The 14,228-nt window shown below is 44.3% G+C and carries 13 protein-coding genes; 11 read left to right on the top strand and 2 right to left on the bottom strand.

Annotation, left to right across the window (positions count from 1 at the left end; genetic code table 11):
• Positions 1-68 precede the first annotated feature (68 nt).
• From rpoE to PCAR9_RS13225, 10 genes are all read left to right on the top strand, one after another.
• Positions 69-647, top strand: a complete 579-nt coding sequence (gene rpoE / locus PCAR9_RS13270) for an RNA polymerase sigma factor RpoE (protein WP_012518957.1) — start codon at positions 69-71, stop codon at positions 645-647.
• Between the two features lie 99 nt (positions 648-746).
• Complete coding sequence (locus tag PCAR9_RS13265; protein ID WP_179984004.1) at positions 747-1,325, top strand: sigma-E factor negative regulatory protein; 579 nt, start codon at positions 747-749, stop codon at positions 1,323-1,325.
• Between the two features lie 124 nt (positions 1,326-1,449).
• The gene (locus PCAR9_RS13260; RefSeq protein WP_179984003.1) at positions 1,450-2,619 is read left to right on the top strand and encodes a MucB/RseB C-terminal domain-containing protein; all 1,170 of its coding nucleotides are present in this window, start codon (positions 1,450-1,452) and stop codon (positions 2,617-2,619) included.
• Between the two features lie 44 nt (positions 2,620-2,663).
• Complete coding sequence (locus tag PCAR9_RS13255) at positions 2,664-3,113, top strand: SoxR reducing system RseC family protein (RefSeq protein WP_179984002.1); 450 nt, start codon at positions 2,664-2,666, stop codon at positions 3,111-3,113.
• A 292-nt stretch (positions 3,114-3,405) separates the two neighbouring features.
• Positions 3,406-5,202 (top strand): translation elongation factor 4, encoded by a 1,797-nt coding sequence (gene lepA / locus PCAR9_RS13250; RefSeq protein WP_179984001.1) that lies wholly within the window; start codon positions 3,406-3,408, stop codon positions 5,200-5,202.
• Positions 5,202-6,104 (top strand): signal peptidase I, encoded by a 903-nt coding sequence (gene lepB, locus PCAR9_RS13245; RefSeq protein ID WP_179984000.1) that lies wholly within the window; start codon positions 5,202-5,204, stop codon positions 6,102-6,104. Before lepA ends, lepB begins: the two co-directional genes overlap by 1 nt.
• A complete protein-coding gene (gene rnc / locus PCAR9_RS13240) occupies positions 6,104-6,790 on the top strand; it encodes a ribonuclease III (protein ID WP_179983999.1) in 687 nt (228 codons plus the stop codon). Before lepB ends, rnc begins: the two co-directional genes overlap by 1 nt.
• 19 nt (positions 6,791-6,809) lie before the next feature.
• Positions 6,810-7,721: a GTPase Era gene (era, locus tag PCAR9_RS13235; RefSeq protein WP_179985237.1), complete on the top strand. Its 912-nt coding sequence runs from the start codon at positions 6,810-6,812 to the stop codon at positions 7,719-7,721.
• 169 nt (positions 7,722-7,890) lie between these two features.
• Positions 7,891-8,529: a pyridoxamine 5'-phosphate oxidase gene (pdxH, locus tag PCAR9_RS13230; protein WP_179983998.1), complete on the top strand. Its 639-nt coding sequence runs from the start codon at positions 7,891-7,893 to the stop codon at positions 8,527-8,529.
• Between the two features lie 101 nt (positions 8,530-8,630).
• Positions 8,631-9,458 (top strand): TatD family hydrolase, encoded by an 828-nt coding sequence (locus tag PCAR9_RS13225; RefSeq protein ID WP_179983997.1) that lies wholly within the window; start codon positions 8,631-8,633, stop codon positions 9,456-9,458.
• A 37-nt stretch (positions 9,459-9,495) separates the two neighbouring features.
• On the opposite strand, the gene PCAR9_RS13220 is transcribed toward PCAR9_RS13225, so the two are convergent.
• Positions 9,496-10,077, bottom strand: a complete 582-nt coding sequence (locus tag PCAR9_RS13220; RefSeq protein ID WP_232091201.1) for a hypothetical protein — start codon at positions 10,075-10,077, stop codon at positions 9,496-9,498.
• A 252-nt stretch (positions 10,078-10,329) separates the two neighbouring features.
• Here PCAR9_RS13220 and serB point away from each other — a divergent pair, with 252 nt between their 5' ends.
• Positions 10,330-11,313 carry a phosphoserine phosphatase SerB gene (serB, locus tag PCAR9_RS13215; RefSeq protein WP_179983995.1) on the top strand — a complete coding sequence of 328 codons (984 nt, stop codon included), beginning with the start codon at positions 10,330-10,332 and terminating at the stop codon, positions 11,311-11,313.
• Positions 11,314-11,524: 211 nt separating this feature from the next.
• On the opposite strand, the gene PCAR9_RS13210 is transcribed toward serB, so the two are convergent.
• Entirely contained in the window at positions 11,525-14,050 is a 2,526-nt protein-coding gene (locus PCAR9_RS13210) for a PilZ domain-containing protein (protein WP_179983994.1), read from the bottom strand.
• Positions 14,051-14,228: the final 178 nt, after the last annotated feature.

Genomic DNA, 14,228 nt, shown 5'->3' with positions numbered 1-14,228 from the left:
AAAAGAGCGCGTCTATACACATGCTTGTTAGAGCTATTGTGTAGTTGAAGTAGGGAGTAATGGCTCGAATGAGCGAGCAGATAACCGACCAACAACTGGTCGAAAAAGTACAGCGTGGCGATAAAAATGCGTTCAACTTGTTGGTAACTCGTTATCAACACAAAGTAATGCATCTCGTTTCTCGCTATGTGAAAAATACCGGTGACGTAGCTGATGTAACGCAAGAAGCGTTTATTAAAGCATACCGCGCCTTGCCTAATTTTCGTGGCGACAGTGCATTTTATACTTGGCTTTATCGCATTGCGGTGAACAGTGCCAAGAACTATCTTGTATCTCAAGGTCGCAAACCACCTGCAAGCGATGTAGATGCCGATGAAGCGGATTTTTACGAAGGAAGTGACGCTTTAAAAGAGCAATCCACTCCTGAGCGAAGCCTGCTATCTGAGGAAATCGAAGAAACCCTCTTCAAGGTGGTTGAAAAGCTACCAGACGATTTGCGAATGGCAATTACATTACGTGAAATTGAAGGGTTGAGCTATGAAGAAATCGCCAACGTAATGTCTTGTCCTGTTGGTACGGTAAGGTCCCGTATTTTTAGGGCTCGAGAGGCGATTGATAAAGTTATTCAACCGTTGTTAGAAAATTAAAAAGAAATAAAATCAAAAAAAGATGAACTTTCTTTTTTCCACGATGACTAACAGCTGTGTTAGGGTAGTTAATGATCACTTTGATCTGGAAATGAATATATGACGCAACAGCAAGAAAAATTGTCCGCATTCATGGATGGTGAGATAGAAGGCAATGAAATCATCGACGCTATTAAGCAAGATGAAGCGCTTCAAGCCAAATGGCAACGTTACCACGTGTATCGCGGTGCAATGCGAAAAGAGGCAAGCGTAGCCCCTCAGTTGGATATCACAGCAAGCGTAGCAGCTGCGCTTGAAAATGAACCGGCGATAGTCGCACCTAAACGCTCGCGTTGGCAGTCAATTCCATTAATTGGCAGTGTCGTTCCTTTTGCGAAGCAGTCAGGTCAGTTTGCGGTGGCAGCGTCTGTGGCGGTGGCAGTTATTTTTGGTGTGCAATACACCAATCAAGAAGCGCCAACCGAGCCATTTATGACAGCGCCAACAATTGCGCCTCAAGGCGGATTGTCTCCAGTGAGTTTGGAGCAGACCCGAACTTTACCGCGTAACGATATGAATGAAATGCTTGAGAAAAAGCGCAAAATAAATGCGCTGATTGCCGACCACGAACAGCAAATAAAACTCAAGCAAGCGCAAGAAGAAAGTGAAAGCGAGACAAGCGGACCAGAGCGCCCATAGATTATCGTTGAGCTATTAAAAATGAGTTGAAATGTGTGTTCGCACTTAAGTGCGGTTAAGATGCATTTCATATTTTAACCATACCAGCATATACTGCTGGTATGTTTGTTTTAAGGCGGGAATAATGCGCTGTAGTTCTATCCTTGCACTTCTTTTCATTTCGGGCGGGGCTATCAATCCCACGTTTTCTCATGCAACGGCACCCAGCGAAGTGGCGATTTCTTCTGGTGCAAAAGTTCAAGCGAATAGCGATATTGATGCTAAATCAGAAGATAACGCTGGTAATGGCACAAACGCTCCAAAAGAGGAAGGTGCTGGAAAGGAAGATGGCTTTCAAATAGAAGCTGAAGAAAGTCGTAATGAGGAAAACACATCTACTTCACGTACGCCACAGCTTCAGTCAGCGAATCAGTGGCTGGCCGAACTTCAAAACATTATAACCAACGCCAATTTTCAAGTGTCTTTTGTGCAAACTGTCGCAGGAAAGGAAACGGTTCCTTACCTGTGGCGTCATGGAATAATGGAGGATGGTTCTGAACTAGAGCAATTAAACCTTCAAAATGGGCCCGGTCGCGAGCTTATTCGCGTTAATGATGTAGTGAGCGTATTTGAACCAGACGTTCAACCTTACAGCTTACGGTCAAAGCATATAAATGGTCCAATTCCTAGTGCATTGCTTTACCACCCAGAACAACTCAGTTCAGCCTATGAGTTTGTCGCCGTGGGTCGAGCGCGAGTAGCAGGACGTTCGGCACAGCAAATTCGTATAGTTAGTCGAGATAACACACGGTTCGGCTATCAACTGTGGCTCGATGAGTCCTCTGGCATGTTGCTAAAGCTGAATATGCTTGATTTGCAAGGGGCATTGTTAGAGCAAATTCAAGTTACCGCTTTTGCCATATCGCCTGAACCTTCGGAATACTTTTCGCGAATAAACTCAGCATCTTTACCAGCGCCTATGGCTTTGAGTAATACGCCAAGTCGAGCACATAAGTGGGATGTCACATATTTGCCAGCGGGAATGCGAGAAATAAAGCAAGATACAAGACGCTTAGCATTAACAGGGCAGGTCGTAGAATATAAACTTTTTTCGGATGGTCTAGTGGACGTATCTGTTTATGTTCAGCCAGCCAAAGATGCGCTCGGCGAAACCCTTGCGTTACGAAACGAAGTTAGCACCTTTTTAACGCTAACCGACGGGAAGGCCCAAGTGACGGTAGTGGGGGAGATTCCACTGCAGACTGCTAATGCTATTGCTACGTCTTTACGACCTGTTGCTAATAAAGGGCAATAGAGAGCTAAGGTTAATCAGTACTAAAACACGGTAAAAAGACAAGTATGATTAAAGAAACCGCCACTGTAGTTGCCGTAGATGGTGATACGGTAACAGTTGAAGCGGCCATTAAATCCACCTGTAATGCATGCCAGGCCCAAAGTGATTGTGGCACCGGTGTCATCTCCCGTGCAATTGCACCTAAAACCCAGCAATTGACCTTACGCACGCCTATGCCTGTTCAAGTGGGTCAGCAGGTGACTGTGGGTATACCCGAAGCGGGTATTCTAAGCGCTTCGGCTTTCTTATATTTGCTACCGCTTATTGCTTTTATTGGCGCGTATTCAGTTTTTATATCACTGCTTAGCTCAACAGGTTTTAGTCATGAATTGTGGGCTCTGGGACCGAGTGCTTTGGTTACTTTCATAACTTATAAGCTTATTGCTTATAAGTTACATCGAGTTGAGCGCACGAAATATCAACCTGTTTTACTAGGCCAGCAAGGCCTGAATTGAGTGAAGTGCTTGCCTATAAGTGGGTTTTGTCTTTTTGATGTATTCATTTAATCTGTAGAGGCCCAAATTAGCAGAGCTTCACGTGTTTTAAGCTTCTGGGCAAGAGAGCAAAGTCACGCCAAGTTGCCACTTTTATGCGCTTTGCGTTCTATTTGTATTAAAATTTCCGCCATGCCAATTCGCTTTTCGTGCTAGAAATGGGTAAAATCCGCTCGCGCTGCGTGTAAGCCTGAACCCAAGGCAAGCAGCATTTTTTGTTTAATGAATTTTTCTGCAGGTAATTTCCAGCATTATGCAACAATCGCACATTCGTAACTTCAGTATTATCGCCCACATTGACCACGGTAAGTCTACGCTATCAGACCGTCTAATCCAGCACTGTGGAGGGCTAACCGATCGCGAAATGGCCGAGCAGGTTCTCGACTCAATGGATCTGGAAAAAGAGCGCGGTATTACCATTAAAGCGCAAAGCGTGACACTGAACTATGAAGCGCGCGATGGTGAAACCTATCAGCTAAACTTCATTGATACGCCAGGACACGTTGACTTCACTTACGAGGTTTCTCGTTCATTGGCAGCTTGTGAAGGTGCACTACTTGTTGTTGATGCCGGGCAGGGCGTTGAAGCACAGACGCTAGCAAACTGCTACACCGCTATCGAGATGGACATGGAAGTGGTGCCGGTGTTAAACAAAATCGACTTGCCGCAGGCTGAACCAGACCGTGTTGCAGAAGAAATTGAAGACATTGTCGGTATTGATGCACTTGACGCTGTGCGCTGCTCAGCGAAAACAGGTATTGGTATTGAAGATGTACTTGAAGTCATCGTAAATAAAATTCCACCACCAGAAGGTGACCGCGAAGCGCCACTTAAAGCGTTGATCATCGATTCGTGGTTCGACAACTACCAAGGCGTTGTTTCATTAGTACGAATCGTTGAAGGCCAGCTTAGCAAGAAAGACAAAATCCAGATAATGTCTAACGGACAAACTCACCAAGTAGATAAAATTGGTGTGTTTACGCCTAAGCCATTAGATACAGGCACATTGAGAGCCGGTGAAGTTGGTTTTATCATTGCCGGTATTAAAGACATTCAAGGTGCACCAGTAGGTGATACCATAACCTTGGCTCGTGAGCCAGCTGAAGCTATGCTGCCAGGCTTTAAAAAGGTTAAACCTCAGGTTTATGCCGGTATTTTCCCAATAAGCTCAGATGACTACGAAGACTTCCGCGATGCCCTTGCTAAACTAAGTCTGAACGACGCTTCACTATTCTATGAGCCAGAAAGCTCAGCAGCGCTTGGCTTTGGTTTTAGAATCGGTTTCCTTGGCATGCTGCACATGGAAATTATCCAAGAGCGTTTAGAGCGTGAATATGATCTTGGCCTTATTACCACAGCGCCTACGGTAATTTACGAAGTTGAAACAACCAAAGGCGAGACGCTTACCGTAGATAGCCCCGCTAAACTGCCGCCGGTAAATGATATAGCAGAAATTCGTGAGCCTATGGTTGAAGCTAACATTCTTGTTCCTCAAGAATACTTAGGTAACGTAATTACGCTTTGCGTTGAAAAACGCGGTATGCAAACCAACATGACATACCACGGCAAGCAAGTAGCAGTAACTTACGAGCTGCCGATGGCCGAAGTAGTGCTTGATTTCTTTGACCGTTTGAAATCTACCAGCCGTGGGTTTGCGTCTCTTGACTACAACTTTAAGCGTTTCCAAAGCTCAGATATGGTGCGCGTAGATATTCTGATTAATGGTGAGCGTGTGGATGCACTTGCAGTCATCACTCACAGAGAAAACTCTCAGGGTCGTGGTCGTGAATTGGTAGAGAAGCTTCGCGAGCTTATCCCACGCCAGATGTTCGATATCGCTATTCAGGCGGCTATTGGTAACCATATTGTTGCAAGAAGTACGGTGAAGCAGCTGCGCAAAAACGTAATCGCGAAATGTTACGGCGGTGACGTAAGCCGTAAGAAGAAGCTACTTCAAAAGCAAAAAGAAGGTAAAAAGCGAATGAAGCAAGTGGGTAATGTTGAATTGCCACAAGATGCGTTCCTTGCAGTACTTAAGGTGGGCAAATAATGGCAAATTATTTCTCCTTAATTTTGGTGGCACTCACCTTAATAACAGGATTAGTCTGGCTAGTGGATAGCCTGGTGTTTGCTCCGAAGCGAAAAGCGCGTTTACAAGCTGCAGCGACTGCAGAAGGTGCGGGCTATGGAGAAGACCCTCAGCTGCCGTACTTGGTTGACACCTCACAACAGATATTCCCTGTTATTGCTTTCGTTTTGGTATTGCGCTCGTTTTTATATGAGCCGTTCCAGATTCCATCAGGTTCAATGATGCCTACGTTATTGGTTGGTGACTTCATTTTAGTTGAGAAGTTTGCTTACGGCGTAAAAGACCCTGTTTTCAGAAGTAAGTTGATTGAAACGGGTGTGCCAGAACGCGGCGATGTGGTGGTTTTCAAATACCCTGAAGAACCGTCAATCGACTACATCAAGCGCGTAATTGGGTTGCCGGGCGATACCGTGGTTTATCAAAATAAGCAGGTTTACATCAAACCTAAGTGTGAATCTGGTAGCAATTGTCCAAAATTAAAAGCAGTGCCATTAACGTTCCAAGAGCGCGGCGAGTTTGTGCAAGACATGGCGCAACTTATGCGCTATACCGAAGATCTTGGTACAGTAGAGCATGATATTCTACGCCACCCCGTTCGTGAAATTTCACCGGTTAACTTTTACACCCAGCCGGGAACACGAAGTAACGAGTGGATAGTTCCAGAAGGTCAGTATTTCGTATTGGGCGATAATCGCGATAATAGCCGCGATAGTCGTTTCTGGGGTTTTGTCCCGGATGCAAACTTGGTTGGGAAAGCCGTAGCAATTTGGATTTCTTTTGAGTTTGAGCGAAGCCCTTCAGACTTTCTTCCTACGTGGGTTCCAACAGGTATTCGATTTGAGCGTGCAGGTGGCATTCATTAATGCAGGGAATTGATAAATATCGTCGCCTTTATAAGGCGATAGGCTATACATTTACCAATGAGGCGTTATTGGAACAAGCGCTCACTCACCGCAGTGCAGCCAAACAGCACAATGAGCGCTTGGAGTTTCTGGGCGACGCTATTTTAGGCATGATTGTGGGAGAAACACTGTTTAAGCGTTTTCCAACAGTACCTGAAGGCAAGCTTACCCGTATGCGCTCTACATTGGTTAAAGGCGAGACGTTGGCTGAACTCGCTAAAGAAGCTAGCGTGGGTGAACTACTCAACTTGGGGCCAGGTGAGCTTAAAAGTGGCGGTCACCGCAGAAGCTCGATTTTGGCTGACGCAGTTGAAGCTATCTTAGGTGCTATCTATCTTGACTCAGGTATGGACGAAGTCCGTGGCGTTATCGACCGTTTGTGGGAGACTCGCATAAACAAGCTCGACCCTAATGCCCACCCTAAAGATAGTAAAACACGTCTTCAGGAATTTCTGCAAGGTCGCAAGCAGGCACTGCCAACGTACGAGGTGCTGTCTATTTCCGGTAAAGACCATGCACAAACATTCGAAGTGAGCTGCAAGGTGGAAAGTCTACCAAAAGCAGTAGTGGCGTCTGGCAATAGCCGTCGTAAAGCAGAACAAGAAGCTGCTCGTTTAACATTGGAGAAGCTTGATGACAACACATGATGAGTCGAATTTGCCAGAGATGCCAGATATTCAAACTCGCTGTGGCCTAGTTGCCATAGTCGGGCGCCCTAACGTGGGCAAGTCGACGCTACTTAACCGTTTACTAGGTCAAAAGGTAAGTATTACCTCACGTAAGCCTCAGACCACGCGCCACCGTATTCTAGGTATAGATACTGACGGCGACTATCAAGCGATTTACGTTGATACACCAGGGCTTCACCAAGACGAAAAACGCGCGATTAATCGCTACATGAACCGCGCCGCGTCTAGCTCATTAGCTGAAGTTGGCCTTGTGCTGTTTGTCGTGGAAGGTGATCGCTTCAATGCTGAAGATGAAATGGTATTAAGTAAAGTTAAGCAGGCAAACCTTCCTTGCTACCTTATCGTAAACAAAATGGATAAGGTGGAAGATAAAGAAAACTTTATGGTTCACCTACAAAAGCTTGGTGAGAAACACCCGTTTGAGCACATGATCCCTATCAGCGCTAAACAGGGCAAAATGGTAGACGATATTAGAGACTTAGTGGCTAAGTCGTTACCTAAGAGTGAATTTTTCTTCCCAGAAGACTATATCACTGACCGTTCAAGTCGCTTTATGGCTGCTGAAATCATCCGTGAAAAGCTGATGCGCTTTACTGGCGATGAGTTGCCTTACTCTACTACGGTAGAAATTGAGCAGTTCAAAATGACAGACAATGGTGTTTATCGTATTAGTGGCTTAATTTTGGTTGAGCGCGAAACGCAAAAACGCATGATCATTGGTAAAGGCGGTAAGCATTTGAAAACCATTGGTGAGCAAGCGCGTAAAGATATGGAAAACTTGTTCGACAATAAAGTATTTTTGGAACTCTGGGTTAAAGTGAAACAAGGCTGGGCAGACGATGAGCGCGCTTTGCGTTCACTAGGCTACGGTGACGACAGCAACTTTTAGCCTATATCGTTGTTAGCATTAGTACGTTGAGCCTTATTCTAATGCTAATTAGCGCTTAATTCTAAAGTGCTTTTGGTGAACATGAAGTTAGAAGCATTCGCGTAAAGGTATGCACAAGCACTTACAATAAGCACTGGCACGTATAGTAATCTCTTTTCAGGAGCGGTATATGGCAATTTCAGATATGCGCAGACAGTACTCGAAAGGCAGTTTGAGCGAGACTGATATTACTTCAAGCCCATTTATTTTGTTCGATAAATGGCTGAAAGACGCCATTGAAGCTGGTATCCCCGATCCTACTGCGATGACGGTTGCCACCGTTGACGCTAGCGGTCAACCTTCTCAACGTATTGTTCTGTTAAAAGATGTCAGTGAAGAAGGCTTTGTATTTTTCACAAATCTCGGCAGTCGAAAAGCGCAAGAACTTTCGGTTAACCCAAAAGTATCCTGTCACTTCCCATGGTTTTTTATGGAGCGCCAAGTTCGCGTCTGTGGCAGTGTTGAAAAGCTTTCTGTTTCTGAAAATGCAGCCTATTTCTTCTCTCGCCCTAAAGACAGTCAGTTGGCAGCCTATGCGTCTAAACAAAGCAAGCCAATTGGCAGTAGAGAGCTTTTGCTTACCCAATTTAAGCAACTGAAAGATAAGTTTGCGAACAAGGAACTTCCTGTACCGGACTTTTGGGGAGGCTTTCGCATTGTGCCTCATCAAATTGAATTTTGGCAGGGCGGAGAAGATAGGCTTCACGACCGTTTTGAGTATAACAAAACCGAAGATGGTGCATGGGCAACACAGCGCTTAATGCCGTAAAAGCGCTTATTGACTGCATAGGGTAGCGAGTCTTATGCAGCCGCTAGACATTTTAAGTACTTAGCATTTGATTGAGCGTAAAGCGAGAAAGGAGCAACGCCATGATTGATAGTCATTGCCACCTCGACTTGCTTGCATCAAAAGTAGACCTGCATACTTCGCTGGAAACTGCCAAGGCCGCTGGGCTTACTCGCATAATGGCACCAAGTATTAACCCACGGTCTTGGGAAGCGCTTCAAGCGCTTAGTGAGCAGCACAGCAGCCTTTTGCCTATCGATACCGCGCTAGGTCTTCATCCCTATTTTTTGACCGATAGCAACCAAGATAATACAGCTTCGACCACTGACTTACCTGAGCAGGCGATTGATGAAAATCTTGGGCAGCTTGAAGCCGCTGCTGCCACTTTACACCCTTCGGTAAAAGCGGTGGGAGAAACCGGTATTGATGGGCACATAAGTGTGCCATTAACGCTTCAAAAGAAAGTGCTACATGCCCATTTGAAACTCGCCGATACAAAAGCGCTCCCTGTTATTCTGCATCACCGAAAAAGTCATCATTTACTACTTGAAGCCTTCAAGCAAGCTAAGTATCAAGGTGTTGGGGTAGTGCATGCTTTTTCTGGCAGTGTGGAGGCGGCTAAAGCCTATATTGAGCGAGGCTTTTACTTAGGAATAGGTGGTACCATAACCTATGAAAGAGCACGAAAGACGCGAGACACCCTGAAGTATCTGCTAGAAAACCATTTCGATAAGATACTACTAGAGACTGATGCCCCTGATATGCCCATGTACGGCAGGCAGGGTGCGCCTAATGAACCACAGTATCTATCTGATGTTGTTGACGTTATACACGAGCTTTTCGCTATATCACCTAAACAAATAATATCTATTACAACACAAAACTATTTACGCTTGTTTGAAACAGCTTAGAATTGTGAGCTCGTGTAAAAGTATCGTGAATACCCGCTTACGTATCTTTGTTCTTTCTCATAGATTCGATGGCTTGTATAAACCAAGGGCGAGACTTATAAAACGCCCGCGTCAGGTAAATGCCTAACATTAAAGCCAAAAACACTAAAATACACGCAATTAACGCCAGTTGATAACGCAGGGCAAGGGGACTTTCTAATATCGCCTGCGTATCCATATGAATGTTCACATAGCCTAAAACATTATCATTGTCGTCGGTGATCACGCCTACATAGGTAAGCGGCGTCACGCCTTGGGACTGGCTCATCGACACAACGCTATCAATCTGGGGTAAAGGCGCAATGTACCTTCCGTCTTTATCAAACACTGATAGAGCAAGAATATGCGGCTCCTTAACCAAAACAGTAGCAACACTTTCAATGTAGTTTCGTTGGGCAAGGGTACTCGATAGCGTCGAGTCAGCTCTTACTTCGGTTCCCTGGTTGGCTGCTTGATCAGCTTCAAATGCGGGGCGAAGTAGTTTAGCGTACTGCCTTGCTATGCTCTCCCCAGAAAAACGAGTTTGTACCGTTAGCCAGTCACTTTGGTATTGCTGCAGCAAAAGTATCAATACAATCACCAGCGCAAACACCGTACTTACAATCAGCGTATGAAATAGTCTTTTCAACGCCGTGTAAAGTGAGTGCGAATTGCTTTTTGATTGTGAAGGGGCTTTGCTCAGCACGTTTAACAATGCGTAATTCCATAATTGCTATGAGTTGCCTAACAGTAGGTGAAATCTAAATAATTTTAAAGGGGATATTTTATTAGTTAGCCTAATTGGTTAGCATTAGAGCAACATTTGCCAATCACCACAGATACTGTGTGCGTTATGAAAGACATATTCACCATCGAAATCAAAAATGACGATATTCATCTAGCTTCATATCTGGCAAACATTGTCAGCAGCGAGCACAATACAAAAGCGTATTCGCATACGCTAACTGTAATCGGACAAGCTATAACCCCGTATTTATTAAAAGGCGTATTAGATAAACTCATAAACGTATTTTCGCCAGTAAGTGCTGCGTTTCATCATTTGCATCAGCAAATGGGAGACGATGCTATCGAAATAAGAGGGCAGGTAATTAATGCAAAGCCTGAGCAAATAAAGTCTCTACTTGGTGATGTCAGTGATGCTTACAACCTTGATGTTGGGCTGCAAACCTCGCGACCGTCTTTGTCTGAACCTGGACTGCTGGTTATGGATATGGACAGCACCGTTATTGCCATAGAATGTATTGATGAGATAGCAAAACTGGCTGGTGTTGGTGAACAGGTTGCCGAAGTGACAGCAAGAGCAATGCGCGGAGAAATTGCCTTTAACGATAGCTTGACGCATAGGGTGGCGTGTTTAGAGGGGGTACCCATTGACCACCTAAATCAAATTCGTGACAGCATTCCTATTATGCCTGGTATTCAGACACTGCTTAAACATTTAAAAGCGAATAACTGGAAACTCGCTATTGCATCAGGTGGCTTTACTTTCTTTGCTGACCACTTAAAAGCAAGGCTGGGACTGGACTATGCGATATCAAACACGCTTTCGGTAAAAGACGGGCACTTAACAGGGAAAGTGGAAGGCGAAATTATTAATGCTGATGTAAAAGCTCGCACAGTAAAAGCGCTGTCTGAAAAGTGGCAAATACCATCGAGACAAACCGTTGCCATGGGCGATGGGGCGAACGACTTGGTGATGATGGCTGAATCAGCCTTAGGCGTTGCGTGTCACGGCAAACCTTTAGTGAATGAGAAAGCGGACGTAGCCGTACGCGTTGGTAGTCTGCACAGTCTTCTTTATTTCTTAGATAAATAGACGCTAAAGGAACTGGAAAGGGAGCAGCCATTCCTGCATTCCCACGCTTTGCTAGGAAACTTACCAGCGCCTTCGGAATGCACAATTATCTGTACGCACTGGTATGTAGGCGCCAGTTATTAAAAAATTGGCGCTTAAATAAATCAGAGGTCTGAGCTTAGTTTTTTCTAAGCGCAGGCCTGAATATGTAAGTTAAAATACTGCCTCTTACTTACGCGTTGTTAACCATGGCTCTAGGTTGTACTGCACTTTTTAGCGTTTTATTCGCCGTAATGTCTTGCATAGTAAAACCATATCTTATGAGCACCTCGTCCGTGACATCGACAAGATGGGAACAGGCAGCAATACTCCACATTTTCTTTTCTAACTCACGAGCTCTGTGCATGGCGTACATGGTGACGTAGTTAATTTCTGTTTGCAGCATGGTCAAGTCAGGCTTGCCAGTTGTGGTCAGCATAACGTGTATAGCGACAAACTGGCCGCGCACCATGGCTTCTCTTATAAATGCTCGGCGTTGTTCATTGCTTTCAAACTTATGTGAGTAACGAGGAATGATCGCCATTCGCGGCTCTTTTTGAGACGCATCGAAAGATATGAATAGCTCTTGTCGTAAGGGCATGTTTTCAAGCTTAACTGCTTTGATACCACTTTGTACGAAAGGAGAGTCTTGCTTTCTATCTCTAAACAAAAATTCCAAATTTACTTTACCGCGCTCTGCGTATTGCGTGGTAAGGGTAGTGATGCGTTCGTCTTGTTTTCCAACTATACAGGCCTGCGGAGTATAGCGCACACCTTCTTTACTCATCAGGAAAGATAAGGAGGTCGCATTTCTTGCGTTTATACAACGCAGTGCTTGGCCCATGCCCTCTACTTCTTCTTCATCGTTATCGACTTTAAGATTGGCCTTGTTCTTTTTAATTAATTCTTCAAAAAAGTTGCGAGCGCTTTTGCCCTCTTCGCCAGTAGCTGTCTTCAGGTGAAGGATATTCTTCTCGACATTATGATAAATAATTTCATACTGAAGGTGCATTACGTCATAGTTGTTCGCTATTTCCTGAAGCCGAGGAAAGGCAACTTCTACTCTTCCTTCCAAACTACCCTTATAATCTTTTGCTAGCTCAACACGAAGACCTAATCCGTGTACTGAGATGTCTTCGCTGATCCCTCGATGGACCGTCGATTCGCCATTAAACCTTGCTTCAATTTGCGTTCTTAGCTGGTAGCGGCTTTCAATGCGCTGCTCTTCGTACTTAAAACGTACAATATGAATGTTAGATGCTGCACGATTCCTTGGGTGACCGAAAATCCTTAAATGCGAAAGGTTGTCGCGATTAAACTTAAGTTCGTTGTACGTCTCTTGCCCTGTTACTGAGGTCACGTCTGTAACATGAGCCAGATAACGCAGGTTTTTAAGCTTTGACATCAAACGAGCAGAAGGCGGTGTATTAAGCTTTTTAACTTTATTGCCAACAGAGTCTGGGATAGAAAGCGGAATATGCGCTTGCTCTGGGTCCATGTCTGTCAGAGTTATTTTAAACACTCGCCAACTCGCTTTTCTTGAGCCAAAACCCAAAAATACACGGGATAAGACCTCTTTCTGCAGTAACTCTTCATAAGAGGCTGAATAAAAATAAACTTTATCTGTGTGCAAATGGGTAAAGCTGAAGACGAATATTTCACGAACTTCATCAGATTTGTTTAGTAACCGAGTAAGTCTTTCTTGCGATAGCAAGAAATTAAGACGACAGTTTTCTTCTTCGTCTTGCCAATACTGTACCGTTTCTCGGTTTACTTCATTTACCATCGCATAGCGAGGCACTAAAGTTTCGTTGACGACATCGATAAAAACAGGAAGCGTAGGGCTACGAGGTGAAAAATATTGTTCACAGGTTTTACTGGTTATCGCTTCGATGGTGTTCGTCATATTCACTTTATAGCGGCGTTTATTGCCGTGGATAAAGCTTTCTAGGAACTTATCGAATGCTGGGCTTGGATGAGTCTTATCGCGCTGTAAGGCTAAATAGTTAACATCATTTTTCGTAATGATTTTTACTAGTTTGTAAGCAATGCCATTTTTTTTATCCATGGCAAACTCGCTTTCAAGCCCCCTGAAATAAATAAAGAGCGTTTCACCTTTTTTGAAAAAGGCGTCTTTAGACAATTTTATCTGAAGGCCTTCAAGAGAAATATCTACGCTTAAGCCTCGCACAGAGCGGTTCTCAGTGTTAAATATTTCTACGGCAACCGCGAAGTTCATGCGCTCTGTATTGCGCTGCCTGTAATCGAGAAGGTTTACGGTAGGAACTTTGAACTGTTCTAAAACGGCTGAACGCTTTTTAAGTTCTGGGTTTTCTTTATCAGCTCTTTCTTGTGCGAGTTCTTTTTCACGCATTAACCGAAAGTTGTTTTCAGTGTTTTGAACGGCTTCGTATACACCGTAGGTGTAGCGTCCGAATACGCGCAGTTGTTCTTCAAACTTATCAACAGCCACGTCGTCCATGTAGTGGCTACGTCCTTCGTGGACATATTTCTTGCACTTGCCATCTACGTGACCGCGCAAATCTATAGTACGCATACAAGGTTTAGCTAAACGCTTCACTTCCATTTTAATAAGAAAGCGCTTTTCTTTAGGTACGTCAGAAGCAGTTTGAAGCAATACTTGGTTAAATTCAGGCCCATTAACCATGGGCTTTAGCTGTTCAATAATATCAGCATATTGCTTTAAATCTTGACTCATGAATGCGCAACTTTGTTGTTAAGTATCAATTATTTTAGTTGTTATCGGCAAATCAGCAAAACTCATTAACCCCTTAATTTTTATGCTTGGAAGTATATTCCTGAATGAAAACTGACCGTGGGTTTGTGCTTAATTCACCGTTATTAAGTGTTAGAATACTCTTTTTAAGCAATGGATA

This window comes from Alteromonas macleodii (genome assembly GCF_903772925.1).
Taxonomy (GTDB): Bacteria; Pseudomonadota; Gammaproteobacteria; order Enterobacterales; family Alteromonadaceae; genus Alteromonas; species Alteromonas macleodii_A.
Note: the sequence above shows the minus strand (reverse complement) of the source record. Positions and strands in the feature narration are given on the sequence as shown.